General features: G+C 57.7%; 16 protein-coding genes. 12 read left to right on the top strand and 4 right to left on the bottom strand.

Annotated features, from left to right (window positions below):
- Positions 1 to 16 precede the first annotated feature (16 nt).
- The 11 genes from ACJJVH_RS31185 (at position 17) to ACJJVH_RS31135 (ending at position 11657) form a co-directional block, all read left to right on the top strand.
- Positions 17 to 1003: a branched-chain amino acid ABC transporter permease gene (locus tag ACJJVH_RS31185; protein ID WP_412066380.1), complete on the top strand. Its 987-nt coding sequence runs from the start codon at positions 17 to 19 to the stop codon at positions 1001 to 1003.
- Positions 1000 to 1773 (top strand): ABC transporter ATP-binding protein, encoded by a 774-nt coding sequence (locus ACJJVH_RS31180; RefSeq protein WP_412066379.1) that lies wholly within the window; start codon positions 1000 to 1002, stop codon positions 1771 to 1773. The genes ACJJVH_RS31185 and ACJJVH_RS31180 overlap by 4 nt, the downstream gene beginning before the upstream one ends.
- Complete coding sequence (locus ACJJVH_RS31175) at positions 1763 to 2506, top strand: ABC transporter ATP-binding protein (protein WP_412066378.1); 744 nt, start codon at positions 1763 to 1765, stop codon at positions 2504 to 2506. The genes ACJJVH_RS31180 and ACJJVH_RS31175 overlap by 11 nt, the downstream gene beginning before the upstream one ends.
- A gap of 44 nt (positions 2507 to 2550) precedes the next feature.
- Complete coding sequence (locus ACJJVH_RS31170) at positions 2551 to 3759, top strand: aspartate transaminase (protein ID WP_412066377.1); 1209 nt, start codon at positions 2551 to 2553, stop codon at positions 3757 to 3759.
- Between the two features lie 79 nt (positions 3760 to 3838).
- A complete protein-coding gene (nac, locus tag ACJJVH_RS31165) occupies positions 3839 to 4777 on the top strand; it encodes a nitrogen assimilation transcriptional regulator NAC (protein WP_412066376.1) in 939 nt (312 codons plus the stop codon).
- A gap of 216 nt (positions 4778 to 4993) precedes the next feature.
- The gene (locus tag ACJJVH_RS31160; RefSeq protein WP_412066375.1) at positions 4994 to 7057 is read left to right on the top strand and encodes a hydantoinase/oxoprolinase family protein; all 2064 of its coding nucleotides are present in this window, start codon (positions 4994 to 4996) and stop codon (positions 7055 to 7057) included.
- 11 nt (positions 7058 to 7068) lie between these two features.
- Positions 7069 to 8745 carry a hydantoinase B/oxoprolinase family protein gene (locus tag ACJJVH_RS31155; protein ID WP_412066374.1) on the top strand — a complete coding sequence of 559 codons (1677 nt, stop codon included), beginning with the start codon at positions 7069 to 7071 and terminating at the stop codon, positions 8743 to 8745.
- A gap of 9 nt (positions 8746 to 8754) precedes the next feature.
- Positions 8755 to 9561 carry an SDR family oxidoreductase gene (locus tag ACJJVH_RS31150; RefSeq protein ID WP_412066373.1) on the top strand — a complete coding sequence of 269 codons (807 nt, stop codon included), beginning with the start codon at positions 8755 to 8757 and terminating at the stop codon, positions 9559 to 9561.
- 15 nt (positions 9562 to 9576) lie between these two features.
- Entirely contained in the window at positions 9577 to 10275 is a 699-nt protein-coding gene (locus tag ACJJVH_RS31145; protein ID WP_412066372.1) for an HpcH/HpaI aldolase family protein, read from the top strand.
- An 877-nt stretch (positions 10276 to 11152) separates the two neighbouring features.
- Positions 11153 to 11446, top strand: coding sequence for a triose-phosphate isomerase (locus ACJJVH_RS31140; protein ID WP_412066371.1), 294 nt, complete (start codon positions 11153 to 11155; stop codon positions 11444 to 11446).
- On the top strand, positions 11433 to 11657 hold the full coding sequence (locus ACJJVH_RS31135) for a triose-phosphate isomerase (protein ID WP_412066370.1): 225 nt from the start codon (positions 11433 to 11435) through the stop codon (positions 11655 to 11657). The genes ACJJVH_RS31140 and ACJJVH_RS31135 overlap by 14 nt, the downstream gene beginning before the upstream one ends.
- A 197-nt stretch (positions 11658 to 11854) precedes the next feature.
- On the opposite strand, the gene ACJJVH_RS31130 is transcribed toward ACJJVH_RS31135, so the two are convergent.
- Positions 11855 to 14248, bottom strand: coding sequence for a putative bifunctional diguanylate cyclase/phosphodiesterase (locus ACJJVH_RS31130; protein ID WP_412066369.1), 2394 nt, complete (start codon positions 14246 to 14248; stop codon positions 11855 to 11857).
- 484 nt (positions 14249 to 14732) lie between these two features.
- Here ACJJVH_RS31130 and ACJJVH_RS31125 point away from each other — a divergent pair, with 484 nt between their 5' ends.
- Complete coding sequence (locus ACJJVH_RS31125; protein WP_412066368.1) at positions 14733 to 15833, top strand: NADH:flavin oxidoreductase/NADH oxidase; 1101 nt, start codon at positions 14733 to 14735, stop codon at positions 15831 to 15833.
- A gap of 1342 nt (positions 15834 to 17175) precedes the next feature.
- Here the strand turns inward: ACJJVH_RS31125 and ACJJVH_RS31120 are convergent.
- The 3 genes from ACJJVH_RS31120 to ACJJVH_RS31110 all read right to left on the bottom strand — a co-directional run bounded on the left by ACJJVH_RS31120 (position 17176) and on the right by ACJJVH_RS31110 (position 20605).
- A complete protein-coding gene (locus ACJJVH_RS31120; protein ID WP_412066367.1) occupies positions 17176 to 18291 on the bottom strand; it encodes a mandelate racemase/muconate lactonizing enzyme family protein in 1116 nt (371 codons plus the stop codon).
- 15 nt (positions 18292 to 18306) lie between these two features.
- Positions 18307 to 19377, bottom strand: a complete 1071-nt coding sequence (locus ACJJVH_RS31115; protein ID WP_412066957.1) for an alcohol dehydrogenase family protein — start codon at positions 19375 to 19377, stop codon at positions 18307 to 18309.
- A 121-nt stretch (positions 19378 to 19498) separates the two neighbouring features.
- On the bottom strand, positions 19499 to 20605 hold the full coding sequence (locus ACJJVH_RS31110; RefSeq protein WP_412066366.1) for a mandelate racemase/muconate lactonizing enzyme family protein: 1107 nt from the start codon (positions 20603 to 20605) through the stop codon (positions 19499 to 19501).
- Positions 20606 to 20659 lie beyond the last annotated feature (54 nt).

The following is a 20659-nucleotide window of genomic DNA, read 5'->3' as shown; positions in this document are numbered from 1 at the left end:
ACGTCGAGGACACGACATGTCTCTCACCGAAACCACCGCACAGCCGAAACGACCGGATTTGCGAATTCCACTCGCCGCGCTGCTGATCATCATTGCCGTGGCAGCCCCTTTCATCGGCAGTCGTTATGTCACGCACGCTCTGATCATCGCCTTGATCTTCATGTTGCCTGCGCATGGGTTGAACCTGCTGGTTGGCTATACAGGCCTGCTGTCGTTGGCCCAGGCCGCCTTCTTCGGCATCGGCGCCTACGCGTCGGGGCTGCTTGCGGTCCATTACGGCACCCCCTTCTATGTGAATATCCTCGCCGCTGCCGCCATAGCGGGCGGTCTTGCTCTCCCACTCGGCATTCCGGCCCTCCGATTGAGGTCAACCTCCTTCGTGATGTGCACTTTGGGCTTCGTGATCATCGGGCAGGCCATTGCGAAGAACTGGATATCGCTGACCCGGGGCGACATGGGGCTTTCAAGCATCCCAAAGCCATTCTTCGAACTCGGCCCATGGTCCTTCAAGATTTCGGGGACGACGAACTTTTATTATCTGACGCTTGTTGTTGCAGTCATCGCCACATTTCTTGTCTGGGCGATCGCACGGTCTCCGGCTGGCCGCAACATGGTCGCCATCCGCGAGAACGAGACGCTCGCTGAATCGGTTGGAATTCCGACCTGGCACTACAAGCTGATCGTCTTCATGATCAGCGCGGCGTTTGCTGGTGCCGGCGGCAGTCTGTACGCCTACTACCTTACCGTGGTCAGCCCGCTGACCTTCCAGATGTACTATTCGACGATGGTCCTGATCATCGTACTCGGCGGCGGCGCCGGCACGATCTCGGGCACGATCATCGGCAGCCTGCTCTTCGTCGGTCTGACGGAAGCACTCCGCGTGGCGCCCGAATTGCGCATGATCATCTACGGTCTCTGCCTGCTGGTGCTCGTCTTCTGGTTCAAGAAGGGTTTTGCACCACTCATCAACCGCTTCTGGAACGTCATCGGGGGTGCGAAATGACAACCCATCTTCCCATCCTGGAGATCAAGAACCTCACGAAATCCTACGGAGCGGTGAAGGCGGTAAACGATGTCTCGATACACATCGATCGCGGTGAGATTGCCGGTCTGATCGGGCCGAATGGGTCCGGCAAATCCACCTTCTTCGATTGCTCGACGGGGCTTGCCCAACCCGACTGTGGAACCGTCACAATCGACGGTCAGGATATCACCGGTTGGTCGCTGAACAGGATTGCCCGCGAGGGGCGGATGCTGCGCTCGTTCCAGAAGACCGTGACGTTCCGGTCCTTGGACGTGGAGGAGAATCTGATCATTGCCGGCCAGATGTTCACGTTTCCATCGCTATGGTCCACCTTCGGCTTGGGGTCAAAGTCCCGAAACCGCGTTGCGGGACTGAGGGAGCGTGCGCGCGATCTCATCAAGATGGCAGGCCTCTGGGACGTGCGGCACCAGCCGGCCGGAAACCTGTCGGGCGGCCAGCAGAAGCTGATCCAGTTCGCCTCGATGCTGATGCCTGAGCCCAAGCTCATCCTTCTCGACGAGCCGATGGCGGGCATCAATCCGAAGATCATCGAGCGCGTCGTCGAGACGATCCTTTATGCAAACAAGAGCCTCGGCGTCAGCTTCCTGGTTATCGAACACAACATCGATGTTGTCACCAGCATTTGCCAACGGGTCATCGTCCTCGACCAGGGCATGAAACTCGTCGAAGGACTCCCGCATGACATCATTCAGGACCAGCGCGTGAGGGAGGCCTACCTTGGCGGCTAATTCCAACCTTTCAATCCAGGGGCTTCGCGCCGGCTACGGCAATCTGGATATTCTCAACGGCGTCGATCTGGATGTGCCATCGGGCCAATTCGTGGCGCTCATGGGTCCGAATGGCGCAGGCAAGTCGACGCTGCTGAAGACGCTTTACGGCATGACGACCATCAAGGGCGGCAGCATATCGTGGCGGGACAAAGAGATTGCCGGATACAGATCGCGGGCAATCCTGGGAGAGGGCATTTCCTTCGTCCCCCAGGGACGCTGCAACTTCCCGCTCATGACGATCGACGAAAATCTGCAGATGGCCGCCTACACGCTGCGCGACGCCAAGGTGAAGTCCGACAGGGACTATGTTTATGATCTCTTTCCGATCCTGAAGACGCGGCGCAACACCCTTGCCGGAAACATGTCCGGAGGCGAACAGCAGCTTCTGGAAGTCGCAATGGCGGTGCTACAGCGTCCCAAGGTACTGCTCGTCGACGAGCCATCCGTCGGATTGTCGCCGGCGGCGATCGGCGTTGTGTTCGATGAGCTGCTGCGGCTTCACGCGGCTGGAATGACCATTCTCCTTGTCGAACAGAACACCAAGAAGGCGATGGAGGTCGCGGAGCGCGCCGTCATCCTTCGCCTGGGCAAGGTGATCTGGGATGGGCTGCCGAAGGACATCACTCACGACGAGCTGGGCGAACTCTTCCTGACTGGAAAGATGCGCGGCGAAACGGAAGCTGCGCACTAACGCAACCGCCCATGCCGGGCGCACATCACCGAGGATATTGAACCATGAGCAATTTCGTGGCCGCGTCACGCGTAGCGCGCATCAAGATTTCGCCCAGCACGGCAGCGGCGGCGCGCGCCCGTGAGCTCAAGGCGGCCGGCAAGGATATCGTCGACATGACCGTCGGCGAGCCCGATTTCGACACGCCGGAGAGTGTGAAGGCGGCGGCGCATGCGGCGATCGACCGAGGCGAAACCAAATATACGGCGGTGAACGGAACACCTGCCCTGCGCAAGGCGATCATGGGTGACTTCAAGCGCCGCCTCGGGATCTCCTATGCCGACAACGAGATTTGCGTCGGTGGCGGGGCCAAGCAGATTCTGTTCCTGGCCTTGATGGCAAGCGTCGAGAACGACGCCGAGGTCATCATCCCCGCACCCTATTGGGTCTCCTATCCGGACATGGTGATCGCCAATGAAGGCAAGCCGGTTATCGTCGAATGCCCGCAGGAGCAGGGATTCAAATTGACACCGGCGGCTCTTGAGGCGGCGATCACGCCGCGAACCATGTGGCTCGTCCTGAATACGCCGTCAAACCCGACGGGCGCCGCCTATAGCCGAACGGAATTGGAGGCGCTTGGAGAGGTGCTTCTTCGTCATCCGCATGTGTTTGTCCTGTCGGACGACATCTATGACCAGGTCTGGTTTCGCGACGAGCCGATGACGACGCTGGTTGCGGCAGTTCCGGAACTCAAGGACCGCGTGCTTCTGACGAACGGCGTATCAAAGTCCTACGCGATGACCGGCTGGCGTATCGGCTACGCCGCCGGCCCAGTGCCGTTGATTGCCGCGATCAACAAGCTGCAGTCGCAGATCTCCTCGTGCCCGTCTTCTATCAGCCAGGCCGCCGCCGCTTATGCTCTTTCGGCCGACCAATCCTTTGTTCGCGATAGCGTTAAGGTCTACAGGGAGCGCCGCGACTATGCCTGCGGCCGCCTCAATGCCATCGACGGATTATCCTGCCAGGTGCCGGACGGTGCCTTCTATCTCTTCCCGAACTGTGCTGGCGTGATCGGCAGGAAGACGCCGGAAGGCAAGGTGATCGAAACGGACCTGGACTTTGTCCTCTACCTCCTCGATGGCGTCGGCGTTGCGGCGCTGCAGGGCGCGGCCTACGGACTGTCACCCTATTTTCGCCTTTCGATCGCCACCTCGATGGAGGTAATCAAGCAAGCCTGCGATCGTATCGAGCGCGCCGTCGCGGCATTGCGCTGAACCGAGCCTCAATGTCGGGAAGGGGGCTTGCATGCGTCCTTCCCGAGAGACTAGGGTCCACGAAAAAGAGCGTGGAACCATGAGCGTAGATTTCCGCAAGCTGAGAAGCTTTGTAAAGATCGTCGACACCGGCAGCGTATCGCGGGCGGCGGCAATTCTGCGAACGGCGCAACCGGCATTGTCGCAGCAGATCGCTTCGCTGGAAGCGCATTTCAAGCACAAGCTTCTGATCCGCAGCAATGTCGGGATTACGCCGACAGAAGCCGGGCTTATTCTCTATCGGCACGCCCAGCTGATGCTGAAACAGATCGATCAGGCACAGATCGACATCAACCAGGCCGCCGCGTCCGTCGCCGGGCGCGTTTCGATCGGGCTTGCGACATATTCGACATCGAGTTCGCTTTCGCTCCCGCTGTTACGCGAAATGAGGGCGAGGCATCCCCAGATCGTCTTGCACATCAACGACAGTTTCGGGCAGATCCTCAGCGAGTTGATCATGACCGGCAAGATGGACATGGCGCTCATTTATGCCTCCGATCCGATCAAGGGCACGACGCTGCAACCGCTCTTCAAGGAAGAGATGTTCCTCGTTTCTCCGCCGGGCGAGAACCTGCCTGGCGCAGCTGGCGAAGCCTTGGCCGTGGGAGCGCTTGCGCAGATACCGCTGCTTCTCCCGAGCAAGAACCATTTGTTGCGACGCCTGATCGACGACGCGCTGGCGCGTGCACGGGCGGCGCCGGTAGTTCTGTCGGAAATCGAGTCCGTCCCGGCCTTGAGCGCTGCGGTCCTTGATGGGCTTGGCTCGACCATTTTGCCGGCTTCAGTGGTGACCGCGACCCCTTCATTCGCCGGAGCACAGGTGCGCGCGCTGACAAGGCCGGTCATCGACGCCACCGTTTCGCTCTGCGTATCCGACCATCTCCCACTATCCGAGCCTGCGCTGGCGGCAAGGGCCGTGCTTCTCGAGATAGTCGCACATATGATGGCAGGGGATCATCCCGGAATTCGCCCTGCATAACATACCCTCTAAAGCTGTCGCAGAACGTTGTTTGCTTGATGACGATCCACTGCCGGCACGACCCCCATCGCCATAAGCAAACCCTATGGCGGCAGACGGTAGTTGTGTTGGCCAATCGGGGCCGAACTCACCTAACCTTGTGGCAGATAAAGGGTTCGGCCTTCGGACCCGCAGTCATAGGCGCGATCGGCGCCAAGCTTCTGCTTCGAGGGAAACATGGCAAAACTGGCTTTCGACACCGGCGGCACATTTACGGATTTCGCGCTTCTTGACGATCGTGGCGAATTGCATCTCCATAAGGTGCTGAGCACGCCAAGCAACCCCGCAGAAGCCGTTGTGCAGGGCGTCTCGGAGCTTCTTGAAAAGTTCTCCGGCTCGATCGCCATCGAAAATTTGCAGATCCTCGGCGCCACGACGGTCGTCACCAATGCTGTCCTCGAACGCAAGGGCGTCGAAACAGGCTTCGTTACCACGAACGGCTTCCAGGACATGCTGCGCATCCGCAACGAAGGCCGGTACGATCTCTACGATCTCAACATCAAATATCCCGATCCCCTCGTAACCCGTGCCAATAGCTTCGGCGTCGAGGAGCGTATCGCGGCCGACGGCGAGGTCATGACGGAACTTAGTGAAGACAGCGTGCGCGAGATTGCCGGCCGCCTGCGCGAGAAGGGTGTTCGTTCAGTGGCGGTGTGTTTGCTGCATGCCTACAAATATCCGCAGCACGAAAAGCGCGTGGCGGCCCTTCTTCGCGAAGAGAACCCGGATATCTTCGTCTCGATCTCGTCCGAGGTTTGCCCGGAAATGCGTGAGTTCGATCGCGCCTCGACCACGGTTGTCAACGCCTATACCCGCCCGCAAATGGCAGGGCACGTCGCTCACCTTGAACGGGAGTTTGCCGGGAGAGGCATCGATCGTCAGGTTCTCTGGATGACGTCTTCGGGCGGTCTCGTGCCGAGCCGTCGGGCTGCGGAGCTTCCGGTCCGCCTGATCGAATCCGGACCCGCGGCCGGTGCTGTCGCCGCCGCCGAGTTCGGTCGTGTTGCCGGCGAAACGAGCGTGCTGTCCTTCGACATGGGCGGAACGACGGCAAAACTCTGCCTCATCCCGAACGGCGAGCCCAACGTCGGCACGGATCTCGAGGTCGCCCATTATCAGCGCTTTCGCAAGGGTTCCGGCTTTCCGCTGAAGATCCAGTCGATCCAGATGATCGAGATCGGCGCGGGCGGTGGTTCGATCGCGGCCAAGAACCCGCTTGGCCTTCTTGACGTCGGCCCGCATTCGGCAGGCGCCATGCCAGGCCCTGCCGCTTATCAGCGCGGCGGCAGCCAGCCGACGGTTACGGATGCCGACATCCTGCTCGGCTACATGGGGACGGAATCTTTCGTCGGCGGCTCCTTCAAGGTCTCGAAAGATGCTGCATACAAGGCGATGGAAAAACTCGCCCTTTCGCTCGACGTCTCGGTAGAGCGCTGCGCCTGGGGCATTCATGATCTCGTCAACGAGTCCATGAGCAAGGCGGCCGCCATGCACGCGACGGATCTCGGCGTCGATCCGCGATCTCTTCCGATGGTGGCCTTCGGTGGCGCAGGTCCGGTCCATGCGTATGGCATCGCCCGCAAGCTTGGTATCAAGCGGATCATTTGCCCGACCGGCGCGGGTGTCAGCTCGGCAATCGGCCTGCTGATCGCGCCTGTTGCGGTGGATCTCTCGATGAGTCATCCGATGCCCGTCAACGCTTGGGATATCGGTGAGATGATCCGTATTCTCGACGAGCTGGCGGCACAAGGTGCGGAAGTGGTATCGGCTGCGGGAGTGGCGAAGGAGACGATCTCCAATCGGTTCACCGTCGACATGCGGCATGTCGGCCAGGGGCACGAGATCACGGTGGTCTTGCCGGATCGCACTCTCCCCAAGGAGGAATTTCTCAAGCAGCTCACCGACAACTTCTTCAAGCTGTATCGCGAACTCTTCGGCCGGACCGTGGCCGCGCCTGTCGAGGTCATCACCTGGCGTCTGCGCGCAAGTGGCGAGAAGGATCAAGTCACCCGTCCTCACGAGACGCGGGCGGAAGAGGCCAGGAAGGGTAGCCGCCAGGTGTATTTCCAGGAGCTGGGCGCTTATGCGGACACCTCGGTCTACGACCACTACAAGCTTCCCGTGAACCACGAGATCGAGGGACCTGCCATTGTCGAGCAGCGTGAGTCGACCGCTGTCGTCGGGCCGAGCGGTATCTTCCATGTCGACGTAAGCGGCAATCTCATAATCAACATTCTCTAGGGAGATATCCGATGTCGAAGCCCGTCACCGATTTCAACGATCCGATCAACCTTCAAGTCATGTGGAACCGTCTGATCTTCATCGCCGACCAGGCCGACAACGTGCTCGGCAAGACGGCATTCTCGCCAATCGTGCGCGAAAACCATGATTACGTGACCGTTCTCCTCGACAGCAAGGGCCGTGCGCTCGCCCAGTGCACCTGGTCGATTCCGGTCTTCATCACGTCGCTGCCGGCTGCGGCACAAAAGTTCTTTCTGCCGAAATTTCCGGCCGAAACACTGGAAGAAGGCGACGTTCTTGCCACCAACGATCCGGAGATCGGAACAGGCCATCTTCCGGACGTGACGATGATCACCCCGATCTTCAAGAGCGGCAAAGTCGTCGCCTATGCCGGATCCATTGCGCACCTCCCGGACATCGGCGGTGCGCCGCTTCACTCGGAGGCCAGCGATATCTTCGAGGAGGGCATCCGCTTCCCGATCGTGAAGTTGCTTAAGGCGGGCGTTCCGAACAAGGATGTGTTCGACATCATCGAAGCGTCTGTTCGCCTGCCGACCGAAGTGCGTGGCGATCTCGAATCCATGATCGCCGCGAACAACGTCATGGGCCGCGAACTCGTCAAGTTCCTGGATGAATACGATCTCGACGACGTCGACGGCTTGGCGGAAGCGATCCACACGCGCTCCGAGGCGCAAACCCGCAAGGCAATCCGCGAGTGGCCAAACGGCAGGTATCCGGCAGAGATGTTGCTCGATGGCTATGACGTCGACATCAAGCTCAAGGCGACCGTGGTTGTGAACGACGATTCGATCCATGTCGATTACACCGGCACGTCGCCGCAGGTGCTGCATTCGATCAACTGCCGCACGAACTATCGCTATGCCCATTCGGTCTATGCGCTGAAATGCCTTCTCGATCCGGATACGCCAAACAATGAAGGCTGCATTACGCCTATCACCGACGATGCCCCATTGGGATCGATCCTGAATCCCGAACAATGGACGGCCGGCAATTCGCGCAATCTCATCGGCCATGCCATTCCCTCGCTGATCTTCAAGGCCCTTGAAGGCGTCGTACCCGACAAGGTCATGGGCGATAGTGGTGGCGCGCCGATCTGGGCCGCAAACTGCGTCGGCCGTCGCGATGACGGCTCGCAATATGGTTCGGTTCAGAATTTTCATGGCGGGCAGGGTGCTCGTGCAGAGTTTGACGGCCTGGACACGCTGAGCTTCCCGTCTAATTGCAAGGTTACCGCGATCGAGATGTTCGAGATCGCTGTTCCCGCGCTGACGGAGTGCAAGGAACTGATTGCCGACTCCGGCGGCGCCGGCAAGTATCGCGGGGGGCTCGGCCAGCGCGTTGTCCTTCGCAACCTCGGCAAGTCGCCGATGAACATCTATCTGGCATCCGAACGCGTCCGTCACCCGTGCTTCGGCGTGGTCGAAGGCCAAAACGGCACCGCTGGCAAGGTCATGAAGAATGGGCACCCGCAGTTCCCCAAGGGCAAGGTCGTTCTCAAGACGGGAGAGCGGCTCGAGGTCGAAACACCCGGAGGAGGCGGTTGGGGGCGAGCGAGCGAGCGTTCCGTCTCATGTATCAAGCAGGATCTTGCCGAGGGCTTGATTAGTCCGCAGGCCGCGAAGACCGTTTATGATTATAAGGGTACCGGCGCGGTCGCAGCAGAGTAGGAGAGAATAATGGGCTTGCTTGAGGGAAAAGTCGCTCTCGTTACCGGAGCCGGCACGGGTATCGGCAAGGAGACAGCATTGCTTCTCGCGAAGGATGGCGCAACCGTCATCCTGACCGGCAGACGGATCGAACCCCTGAAGGAGGTCGCGGCCCTCGTCGAGGCAGCTGGCGGCAGGGCATTTGCGAAATCTCTCGACATCGAATCGCGCTCGGACATTTTCGCGGTGGTCGGATGGGTGAAGGAAAGCGTAGGCCCGGTCGACGTGCTGGTGAATAATGCCGGCAGCGCCAGCAAGGTGTTGAATGCTCGCTTTCTCAGCGAAGAGGAATGGAATTCCACCGTCAACGTCAATCTGACGGCGGTTTTCAATCTGACCCAGGCGGTTCTTCCCGACATGATCGCGAAAGGCGAGGGAACGATCATCACGGTCTCGTCGCTGGCAGTACTCAATCCAAACCTCCTAGGGGGTGCTGCCTATGGTGCCGCGAAGGCGGGCGTGAAGAACTTCATGACGTTCCTGCACAATACCTACAGGAACCAGGGCATTCGGGCGACGACCATCCTGCCTGGCGAAACGGACACGCCGATCATGAACAACAGGGCGCGGCCGCCGCTCGACAGCGAGCGCGCGATCATGCTGAGCCCGCATGATGTCGCTCGGGCAATTGCGTTGTGCGCCAGCCTGCAGAAGGGCGCGACGATCCCCGAACTGCACATTTGCCCGACCTTCATGCGGGATACCTCGGCTGACATCGAGGTTGCCCGCTGGGTAGGCGCCCCGGCCGACACGCCGGACCTGCCAAAAAAGAAGTAATAGGAGGAGCACATCATGAATGGTGCAAGATTACGCGCCCGCCTTCAGGCCGGCGAATCCATAACCATGTTCACGCCACACCACGCCTCCTCGGGTCTTGCTGCCCGCCTGATCGAACTCGGGGCGGACTTGGTGTTTGTCGATTGCGAGCATGGTACCTGGAGCTTCGAGGATGTCCGCGAAACCTCGCAGATCGTTCGGTCTGTCGGCGGCGCCGCGATCATCCGCCCTCACTCGCATGAGCGACCGACCATTATCAGATATCTGAATGCTGGCGCTGACGGGATCATGGTGCCAATGGTGGACAACGCCGAACAGGCGAGCGCCATTGTCGAGGCTGTCCGATACGCGCTGCCGTCGGACTATGAAAAGCGTCTGGTCATCGCAATGATCGAGACCGTCGAGGCGATCGACAATCTCGACTCGATAGTTGCAGTCGAGGGCATAGACGTCTTGTTTATCGGGCCAGGCGACCTCTCGCAGAACATGGGTTTTCCGCCGGCTCCTCCTTTTGGCGAGGCGCGACCGGTCGAAGTGCAGGAGAAGGTGGCGGAAGCGGTCGGAAAGATCCGTTCCGCCGGCAAGGTCGCTGGCACCCTCGTTACAGCGGACGAATTGCCGGGTTGGCTTGAAAGGGGTGTGCAGTTTTTTTACATCCATTCTGACCCCTTCTTGAGACGAGGCATCACGGCAGTAAGACAGATGTTAGCATGACCTACTAATATCCCCCTTCATGAAGGCTGCCAACATTTTGCGGCGGGGGTCGCCCAATAGAAGGCTACAGACCACCTGCACTGGCCAATGATTCAGAGATCTCTCCTTGATCTTGAGGGGTGTGACGCCACTGCGTGTCGGCCCCATTTCTGATGGGGGCTCGTAGAATGTCACCTCAACAATTCGGCAATGAGTAGCGTAGTAGCTCTAGCTTGAGAAGCTCGGGCTCTAACCGGAGGCGACCGCCAATGGCTAAATGCTCGGAAGATCCAGGCTGTCGAGCCCAAACGAAACATGGGAGTATAGTCCCAACAAACTCATGTCATCCCCGCCCTGCGAAACTCAGCGCGACGACGGTCACCGTTCGATCGGGGCTGCGGGAAGACTTTCATCCGCACTCAATTAAGCAGGAGATCGTCTGACCCCAAGGCAGCATCGGCAGGAAGACTAGCTGTTGGCTCGAAAAGCTAGGGGCACGATATCACCTCTTCGAGGACGCCGGTGCCGAGATCATCCTTGCCTCGCCGAAGGACGTCCTGCCGCCGCTCGATCCGCACAGAGACGAGCCGACATTCCAAACCGACCTCGCGCGACGCTTCAACGTCGCCGACGCGGGCCGGGCGCCGCTCGCAGACACCGTCTGCCTCGACAGCGTCGACGCGAATAATTTTGGCACGATCTTCTATCCCGGCGGACACGGCCCGTCATAGGCTCGAGCTGATTGAGTCCCCGGCGCATGGCAAGCCGATCGTCCTCGTTTGCCACCCACCGGGTGTCCTGCGGCACGTGGCCAATCTTGATGGCACCGCGTTAGCTCAAGGACGCTGCGTCACTGGCTTCACCAATACCGAGGAAGCTGTTGTGGGGTTGACCAATAATGATCGCCGACGGCGGCGCACGTTATGTCATCCTCGGTCACTCCGAGCGACGTCAGGAGCATAGCGAGACTAATAGTGACGTCCTTCGAAAAGTGGAACGGGGAATTGCCGCGGGCCTCGTTGTTATTCTCTGCATAGGCGAAACGGAGCATGAAATGGTCGACGGCTCCACGGAGGTTGTTCTTCGTCGGCAACTGGAGGAGTGTCTACCCCACGGCGTCCACGCCTCGCAGGTCATCGGTCGCCTACGAGCCGATATGGGCGATCGGAACCGGACGCGTGCCGACACTTGATCGCATCGCCAAAAACCATTCGTTCATTCGAGGGACGCTCAACCATCTCGTTAACAACGGCGGAGCTGTTCGGATTCTCTATGGCGGATCGGTGAAACCTGACAACGTGACCAATATTAGTCGCATCGACGAAGTCGATGGGATGCTGGTCGGTGGAGCGAGCCTCGAGTCACGTGACTTTCTGGCGATATCGACAGCGTTTGCCGGCTGATCTCGGCTCCTAATCAATGCCGTTAAAGGCATATGTCAGTAGTTTTCGGAATGATGTATCCCTACGCGGTGGTAGGATCTTGCCAATGTCGCAGTATCCTTTTGAAGTAGCCCTATAATTAGACTGTGCAACGCTGTCAGCGATTGCGCATCGGCCCGCGTTCAAACCGCTAAAATGTGATTGATGAGGGTATAATCCTAAATCAGGAGGGCCGTAATCTTCTCTTTTGAAATGGCTGGTGAGAAATAATATCCCTGAATGAGATCGCATTCCCGTGCCGTTAGAAAGTCCAGCTGCTCTCTGGTTTCGACTCCTTCGACAACCACCTTGAACGACATGACTTTCGCGAGATTTATGATCGCTGCGATCAGATTGCATTGTTTTTCGTCGTCAGGAATTCCGACGACGAAGCTTCGATCGATTTTAATGCAGTCGCAGGGGATTTCCCGCAGATAGGAGAGAGAAGAATATCCCGTGCCGAAGTCGTCTAGCGCGATCTGGACACCCATATCCTTCAGCTCCCGGAGCAGAGGGGTGACCTCGTCTTCGCGTTCGATGTAGGTCGACTCCGTTATTTCGATGCCGAGTTGGCCTGCGGGGAAGCCGGTTTGTTCCAAGATCCCACGCAGAACGGATGTGAAGCGGCCAAATCTAAGTTGGCTTGCCGATATGTTCACGGATATGGTGACTGGCGTATGACCGTTTTCCAGCCACTCCTGGCCGTCTCGACAGGCTTTTTCGAGAACATATTCCCCGAGAATATCGATAAGCCCTGTTTCCTCCGCCACCGGAATGAAATCGCATGGAGGAATGACGCCAAGTTCCGGATCGGTCCATCGGACAAGCGCTTCTATGCCACGCAATGCATGGGTCACAGTATCGAACTGGGGTTGATAGTGAACGTCGACCTGGCCCGCCGCGAGAGCGTTTTTCAACTTCAGGCTCAGCTTCATCCTTTTCTGGCTCTCAGCAGTCAGTCCCTCTTCATAGACAGCATAGGAGCCACGTTTATTGCGCTTTGCTTCGTAAAGTGCTGCGTCAGCCTCAAGGAGCAGGTCATTCTCGCTGGCTTCGTGCCGGCTGCTGACCCCGATAGTTGCGGAGGCGATGAATTCCAAGCCGTTCTCGATACGAACTGTCTGGCTAAAAATCGCCTGTATATCCTCAAGGATGGCCCGGATGAATCCGTTGTCGCTGGAGTGAATTAAAAAAGCAAACTCATCGCCGCCGATACGGCATAAGACATCATCGGCAACCAAATCCCGCTTGCGGACCAGGTTCAGACGGTCGGCAATGATACGCAACACCCGGTCACCCACGCCGTGGCCGTAGCTGTCATTGATGTCTTTGAAACGATCGAGATCGAGAATGATAAGTGTATGTGGAATATTCTGAAGGCGGCTTAGGCTCTTGTCGAGCGCGTGGCGGTTGAGGAGCCCGGTCAGATGGTCATGGGATGCGAGATACTCCAGCTTTTCTTGTGTGTTCTTCTGCTCTGTAATATCCGTCAACGAATAGACGTAACTTTCGGCTCCTTCCGTATCCTCGCCGGCTGGCGTTATCGAAAGTATGCCGGGCTTTTTCCTGTCTCGGCCGAACATGATTTCGCGCCGCCACTGTTCTTTCGGGCTTTGCGGCAGGATAACCGGTTTTCCGCCGATCCAGAATGCGTTCGCTAGATCGATGCTCGCGGTGTTTTCCTTGATCTCAAGCATTGCCTGGAAGGCATGATTCGCTTTGAGCACATTTCCTTCATGATCAACGATGGCGAGACCTTCGGTGGAGTTCCTGAAAACGATATTGCCGCGCCGGACGTCCTGATCCTTGCTTGCCATCTCCTTGATCAGTTGCGTGCTGCTGGACGCGAGCAAACGCCAGCGAACAGTGTCGACGGCGAGAAAATCCGCGAATGCCTGCCGTTTCCGCATCACGAACAGAGCGAGCGGCACGCTATAGGCCACTGCCATAAGAATTTTCGCGTCGAGCCCTCCGAAGACGATCGCAGCGATTTCCGCGCTGATGCCGAAAGCGATGAAAGGAAAGGCGATGCCGTCCAGTATGAGGACGAGCATGAATGAGAGAATATAGATTGTCGCCGTAACGACGAGTGGAGATTTTCTTTTCTTTGTGAGCTCGAAGATGAACAGAAGGAGCAGGAGTTCCGCGACGATGAGAAACCCGCCAAGCGCGATCAGAGGCGTTGAAATCGCGAACAGATCGGACGGTACGCCATGCGGATTAACAATTCCCCTGGTTTCGAGAATGGAATGAGTCAGGAAGGAAAAGATGATGTTGAAGATATCGACCAGAACGACAAGCCGAACCAGATGGCGAAGGATGAAGGCGTCCTTTTCGATCCAGACGAACATCACGGATGTCATCATGAAGGCGCCATAGCATAAATTGCCGCCGGAGATGACGATATCGTCGGTGATCGGCAAGGAATAGACATTCCCCATGAAGCCACCGATCAGAAGAACGAGCGAGATGTAGACGTAGAAATGTACCCTGCGCAGCGGGCCGGAAATCGTAGTGAAATACAAAGGAAACAAAGAGAACGCGACAAGCTGCGAAATCAGCAAAAGAGCCATGGTAATTGATCCTTTGATCGCCTCGCACATGCTGCATTTATAGAGCCCTGCCGCCTTTCGGCTGCGTTACTCAGCCTATTGGGATCGATATAAATTTCAGTTACTGCTCTCTCGCGATTGGAATTGGTGACGGTAAAGCAGGGTAGAAGTCCCACTGTCATATCTTCTGACACGATCAGCATCGGTCTGGCAGATCACCGCCTGAATCGGCGACTGCTTTCTTAAGAATGGACAGACAGCTCTTGACCTCATCTCGCTCCTTGCATGGTTACGGACAATTTTCCAAAAGCCATCTTCCTGGCGTGGGCGACTGCGCGAAACGGATAGCGTGTCGAATGTGCATAAGAGCAACACGCGATCCGCTGCCACCTGGTCTAATGGTGCTTCACCTCAAACCAGGCCGCCGGCTGGACTTCCAAAGCGATGAATGATCTCCTAGCTTGCCCCAGGTCTTTCCCTCAATCTGTCCGGACGAAGCCAAAACATGAGCAAGCTCTTCACCTCTATCAAAACAGGCAGCCTTTCAATGCCCAATCGCGTGGTCATCGCGCCGATGTGCCAGTATTCAGCCGAGGCAGGCCGGATGACCAGTTGGCACATGATCCATCTTGGCCAGCTCGCATTGTCTGGGGCAGGGCTCCTGACCATTGAGGCCACGGCGGTCAGCCCCGAGGGACGCATCAGCTATGCCGATGTCGGCCTGTGGGACGACGCCACCGAAGCGGCGATGGTCCCTGTTCTAAAAGCGATCCGGCAATGGTCCGACATCCCGGTCGCGATCCAGCTTGCTCATGCCGGGCGCAAAGCTTCGACTGAAAAGCCGTGGCTGGGCGGGGCGCAAATCCCGCCCGGTCAGTCCAACGGCTGGCAGACCGTCGCACCCTGCGCGCTGCCCTTCACCCCAAATACCCATGCGCCAGAGGCGCTGAACAAGGTCGGGATGGAGCGCATCCGCGACGCCTTCGTCGAGGCAGCCCGGCGTAGCATGCGGCTGGGCATCGACGCGATCCAACTGCATGCCGCTCATGGCTATCTCCTGCATCAGTTTCTTTCGCCACTGTCGAACGATCGCGATGATGCCTACGGCGGCAGTCTTGAGAACCGCTTGCGCTTTCCACTGGAAGTCTTCGAGGCGGTGAAGACCGTCGTTCCAGCCGATTATCCGGTCTCGGTCCGAGTGTCGGGTATGGATTGGGTGGATGGAGGCTGGGACGTTGGAGAGACCATTGCGTTTGCGCAGGAACTACAAAAGCGCGGCTGCGCGGCCATCCATGTATCCAGCGGTGGGTTAGGCCCGCGACAGAAGATTCCGGTCGCTCCGGGCTATCAGGTACCGCTGGCCCGCGCGGTCAAGGCGGCGGTTGACATGCCCGTGGTGGCAGTTGGGTTGATTACCGATTTCGACCATGCCGAATCGATCGTGGCGACGGGCGACGCCGACATGGTCGCCCTTGCGCGCGGGATACTTTACGATCCACGCTGGCCTTGGCACGCAGCGGCACATCTCGGCGCGCAGGCACGGGCTGCTCCCCAATATCTGCGCTGCCAGCCCCGCATCCACCGGCAGTTGTTCCTCGATACATGAGGCATTAGCGAGCGAGGTGTACAGTCGACTTGCTACACGGAAAGAACGGGAGCGCATCGCGCGACGGCAAGCCTTTACAAAAGGGAACTGTTCTTCGCATATCTGGCGAAACAAAGGCGGAGCAAACTCCAGGCAACAACGCCAATGCTGTCGTGATTTTTGTTGAGGGCGGGAGCTGGACATGACGTGGAGGTAGCATCGATTTGCTGAAGATAGCGGAGGGTTCGCTTTGGCATCAAATGGGGATAGTACCAGTTAAGCCACAATCAGCGATAGCGCGCATCATGCGCATCGCATCAGCGTGTGGTTTCGAAAAGGCTACGAGCCACCGCGAGGACATGTTTCGGCACGGGTGAAGGCTTTCCAGCCTTATCGATGGCGATGAGCATGGCGGCGGCCGCGCAGGCGACCTTGCGAAGTTGATGTACACGAAAATCTCGTGGATTGGGCTGCTCGAGGTCGATATCGTTCAGGCTACTGGCGAAAATCTTTATCCAAGGCTGCTCGCTGCTCTTTATGAGCTTTGAAAAAGCGGCAAACGTAGTAGGTTTGCCAAACGAAAAGCCGGTCGAAGTGATTGTTGCCGAAGTGACGATAGGAGTTGCTCCAGATACTGTGGTGATTGGTTTATCCGCAGCTGCAAGTACCAGTTCAATTACGCGTTGCTCCCCATGTGGTCCCGGAATAAGATGGTGAGATTAAATTTGAAGATTGACGGTCTGTTGTCCAGGCGTTGCAGATTGCTCGATACGGAATTCGCTATTGCAGGTCTTGGGCTCTTTGGCGAAATTGAAAGCGATGGTGATGGATAGGGCATGGGTTCAGGCAACCGAGCCATGTCGACAGGCGGCGTGATCTGTTGAAAGCGTTCGCGGCAGGTCTGACAGCGAATGACCCCGTGGTGATCGACGAAGTTTGGCAACGCGTCCCCAGTGGCGATAGCTGTCACGCCGCATGTGGAGAAAGTGATGAGTGAAAACCCATAGGAGGTGTGCATCTTTGCCCGCCGCAAGATCGAGGCGGACACGATCAACGCAGGCGTTCTGAAGCAGCTTTATGCCGACGGATTCTTGCCCAAGGTTTGTATCCCCAATGAACCGATCAAGGTAGTCCGCCGTCAGGCGACGCGACGCAATCAGATCGTCCGGCAGAAATCGTGATTGTAGAATCTCATTCAGTCGATCCCTACGGTCATTTCATACCGTAGTGCCCGCATGCCGGCCTGAGCGGCGTCGAAGGGCAAGTCGGCATTGAGCGAGTGGATTGTACAGTAGGACGAGCGCCTCACCATTGATTGGCATATTCACAAGGTTGACAGGCTGGGTGACGATCTGACGGTCCGTCAGCAGTAGCTAGCAACCGGTGAACCTAGCACCTCCAGTCGTGGAGTTATCCCAAGTCCTGGAAGTTCGGGAGCGGTAATGCGCCCATTCCTGACATCAAACGGACCGTCCGCTGTCTTAAGAGCCACGATGTCGCGGCTCTCAAGAATGCAACGCAGATTTTTTTCGGGAATGGTTTGCCCAAGATGGACGATCGCCGCAAAAGCAATGTCTGAACCCGTCGTCTCCTGAATACTCATGGTGTATCCTGCAGCCAAGCAAATATCCCTGTGCCGGCGGCCCTTCGTCAAGCCTCCATTCTTCGAGACCTTCAACCCAATCCCTTCGGCGGCATCGTCGGCAATGAGCTGGATAATGTTTGGATCATCGATTGCGAGTTCATCAAAAAAGATCGGAACATTTGACCTGCGGCGTAGAGAAACGCATTCCCGCCATGTAGCGCAAGGCGCTTCCAAAACGAAATCCAAGCCGTGTGGGAGCAATCTCAGCATACGAAGGGCGGACTCGACTGTCATACCACCGTTTGCATCTACAATATAAAATTCGCCCGGCTGCTTGTCGGCGAGCGCTGCCGCTATTCGCTCCGCATCAAGAGCGGGGTCGTCGCCTATCTTCACAGAATGGCCGACGTAGCCCTGAGAACGATGTTCAGCGACTCTCTTTCTCATCTCCTCAGGTTCGCCCATGTAGATCGAAGAAATGACCGGCATTTTGACGTTGGTGCGCCCTCCAAGAAGGTCGCAGACCGGCATTCCCACCGATTTGCCGAAGATATCCCAACACGCGACGTCGATGGCGGTCTTTGCGTGAGAATGCCCGACAAGCGCTGTGTCCATTGTCTCGTATACGCGATCGACGCGTCTTGGGTCGAGTCCGATCAGGCTCGGCGCCAATTCGGCGATACCCGCGCGAACGCCCAATGCGTGGGCTGCGATCCAGTTCGGGCCAAAGGGGGTACTTTCACCCCATCCTTCGGTTCCGTCTTGTGTTATAATCCGAACGATTGTGGCGTCGAAACTGGTATACTCACGTCCGCCAGACAGTTTGTAGACACCGCCGGCATATGGAAGATCGACCTGGAAAACGTCGATCTGCTTGATCTTCAGTTCTTTCATTTCAATCACCATTGTTCAAGGGATGACAAGGACCAGCTTGCCGCTGACGGTCTTGGATAGGAAATCTTTCTGTGCTTGCACGATCTGGTGGAGCGGATAGGTTCGGCCGACATTGGGCTTGATCTCTCCGCGCTCCACGTAAGAGACTAGGTTTTCGACAACGACGTCGTCCTGGAATGTGCAGCCGAGAAAGGTAAGATCCTTGAGGTAGAGTGTACGGACGTCTAGTTCGACGATCGGTCCAGCAATCGCCCCGGCAACGGCGTAACGCCCCCCTCTCTTGAGAACATCAAGCAGTTCGGGAAAAGTGGGGCCTGCAGCGACATCGATAACGACATCGACGGCATTCTCGCCTACTGTTTCGAGAAGGCTTTGCTCACGAGACACGACGCGGTCGGCACCGAGTGCACGAACATGGTCGCGCTTTTTATCGCCCGACACTGCGATGACGGTCGCTCCCCGGCGTTTGGCGAGCTGTACAGCGGAAGAACCCACCCCACCGGACGCGCCAGTAATGAGAACGGTTTCTCCGGCGATAACCTTTGCCCGATGGAGCATTCCTTCTGCGGTCGAATAGGCGCATGGGAGAGTGGCAAGTTCGACGTCATTCCACTTACTGTCTACCTTCAAGGTTTCGCGAGAGGGCGCTTTGGCAAATTGGGCGAATGCTCCGTCGCATTCGGAGCCGAAGGTCCAGCACTCCCAAGGACGGTAGTCCACATATGTGCGCAGCAGGTTTCGCACAATGACCCGCTCGCCGATTCTTGCTGGATCAACGCCTTCGCCTGCCGAGACAATGCGACCGCAGCAATCCGCTCCCTGTATGCGCGGAAACTTGAGAGCCTCTCCGGTCCAACTCGCATCCTCGTTTTCTGTCGAAGCGAATCCGGTACCGCCCCCGTGTGACGTTCCTTCTCGGACGGCTTTTGAGTACCATCCAATGCGGGTGTTGATGTCAGTGTTGTTGATTGCGGCTGCAGCGACCTTGATGAGCACTTCGCCCGGCCCCGGACTGGGGACAGGAAGATCGGTGCGGAACTCCAGCTTGTCGAAGCCGCCATGCCCTGTCAGGACGACGCCTGACATGGTCTTTGGGATCGTTTGAGAGGCAAATTGGCCCTCAGGATCGGTGCTATTCATATCCAGATCCTTCACGTTGGATATCCTGTTTCGACCATTGTGATGATGTAGCCGCTTTTGATACTTCTCATCCAAAAGAGGCGATAGGCGCGTCGAACAGGCTTTCGTCCGGAATGACGCCCAGGCCAGCACCGCTTGGCAGTTTGATATGGCCGCCCTCGATATTGATGCCGTTTTCAGGATCGAAGTTCCCCTCGATATAGGGCTGGGCCAACCAGACACCTTCGCAAAGGCGGGGTTGGACTGTGGCGCCGATATGAGTGCAGGCAGCTGCGATGATATCGCCGCCCCATGCGTCGTCGCAAGTATGGGGCATGGTTCTCGCCTCGCAGATGTCGCGGAACGTTGCCATCGCATGCAGCCCGCCAATGCGGGTAACTTTCATACCAAAGCCATCGCAGACGCCGTCACCAATGGCCCGCAGCACGGTTGCGAGATCTTCGCCGTTCTCATCGAGATACACTGCATGATGCAACTGGCTGCGGATCGCCTTGATCTCCTCGATCGTGTTGCAGGGTTGTTCGAGGATGAAGGGAATGTCTAGACATTCCCGACTAAGTCGCAATGTATCACGCGTTGTCAGAGATCGATTGCCATCGACGGCAAGGCGCATTCGGCCGCCGACGCGCTCCCAGACCTTTCGCACGACAGCGATGTCGACCGCGACGTCACGGCCGCCGATTTTGATCTGCATTCTCGGATAGCCCTCACGGGCTCTCTCTTCGGCAATACGCGCGATCTCCTCGGGCTCTCCAATGCCGGATGCATAGTAAGAAGGGACACGCTCGGTCACCGCGCCGCCAAGCAGATCTGCAACGCGGGCTTTGAAATGTTTTCCCATAAGGTCATACGCCGCGATGTCTACAGCTGCCTTCGCATAGCGATGACCATTGAGCAAACCATCCATCGTGCGGCGTAGAAGGAGAGGCTGGATGGGATTGGCTCCGATAAGACCTTGCGCCATTTCCTGCAGGGCGGCGACTGCGCCTCTGGAATGCTGCGGTTGATAGGTGGGACCAACCGGACATGTCTCGCCCCAGCCGAACAGACCGTTATCTGCGACGAGCTTCACCAACGTCGTATCGAGCGAATAAACCTTGCTGCTGGCGATCGTATATGGGCCATTCTTCACGGGCATGGTGTGCGAATAGACGTGTATCTCAGTGATCTTCATTAACTTGCTCCAAGAAAAACGACCGCCGGGAAAACGGTGGCCAAGCATTGAAAG

It is taken from the genome of Rhizobium sp. SYY.PMSO (assembly GCF_046840415.1).
Taxonomy (GTDB): domain Bacteria; phylum Pseudomonadota; class Alphaproteobacteria; order Rhizobiales; family Rhizobiaceae; genus Rhizobium.
The sequence above is the reverse complement of the archived record's forward strand: the minus strand, read 5'-3'. Positions and strand labels throughout refer to the sequence as shown.

What these genes read in the sequence shown, in the direction of transcription:
- ACJJVH_RS31185 (WP_412066380.1), top strand. Translation starts at nt 17, where the DNA reads ATGTCTCTCACCGAAACCACCGCACAGCCGAAACGACCGGATTTGCGA.
- ACJJVH_RS31180 (WP_412066379.1), top strand. Translation starts at nt 1,000, where the DNA reads ATGACAACCCATCTTCCCATCCTGGAGATCAAGAACCTCACGAAATCC.
- ACJJVH_RS31170 (WP_412066377.1), top strand. Translation starts at nt 2,551, where the DNA reads ATGAGCAATTTCGTGGCCGCGTCACGCGTAGCGCGCATCAAGATTTCG.
- nac (WP_412066376.1), top strand. Translation starts at nt 3,839, where the DNA reads ATGAGCGTAGATTTCCGCAAGCTGAGAAGCTTTGTAAAGATCGTCGAC.
- ACJJVH_RS31160 (WP_412066375.1), top strand. Translation starts at nt 4,994, where the DNA reads ATGGCAAAACTGGCTTTCGACACCGGCGGCACATTTACGGATTTCGCG.
- ACJJVH_RS31155 (WP_412066374.1), top strand. Translation starts at nt 7,069, where the DNA reads ATGTCGAAGCCCGTCACCGATTTCAACGATCCGATCAACCTTCAAGTC.
- ACJJVH_RS31150 (WP_412066373.1), top strand. Translation starts at nt 8,755, where the DNA reads ATGGGCTTGCTTGAGGGAAAAGTCGCTCTCGTTACCGGAGCCGGCACG.
- ACJJVH_RS31145 (WP_412066372.1), top strand. Translation starts at nt 9,577, where the DNA reads ATGAATGGTGCAAGATTACGCGCCCGCCTTCAGGCCGGCGAATCCATA.
- ACJJVH_RS31140 (WP_412066371.1), top strand. Translation starts at nt 11,153, where the DNA reads ATGATCGCCGACGGCGGCGCACGTTATGTCATCCTCGGTCACTCCGAG.
- ACJJVH_RS31130 (WP_412066369.1), bottom strand. Translation starts at nt 14,248, where the DNA reads ATGGCTCTTTTGCTGATTTCGCAGCTTGTCGCGTTCTCTTTGTTTCCT.
- ACJJVH_RS31125 (WP_412066368.1), top strand. Translation starts at nt 14,733, where the DNA reads ATGAGCAAGCTCTTCACCTCTATCAAAACAGGCAGCCTTTCAATGCCC.
- ACJJVH_RS31120 (WP_412066367.1), bottom strand. Translation starts at nt 18,291, where the DNA reads ATGAAAGAACTGAAGATCAAGCAGATCGACGTTTTCCAGGTCGATCTT.
- ACJJVH_RS31115 (WP_412066957.1), bottom strand. Translation starts at nt 19,377, where the DNA reads ATGTCAGGCGTCGTCCTGACAGGGCATGGCGGCTTCGACAAGCTGGAG.
- ACJJVH_RS31110 (WP_412066366.1), bottom strand. Translation starts at nt 20,605, where the DNA reads ATGAAGATCACTGAGATACACGTCTATTCGCACACCATGCCCGTGAAG.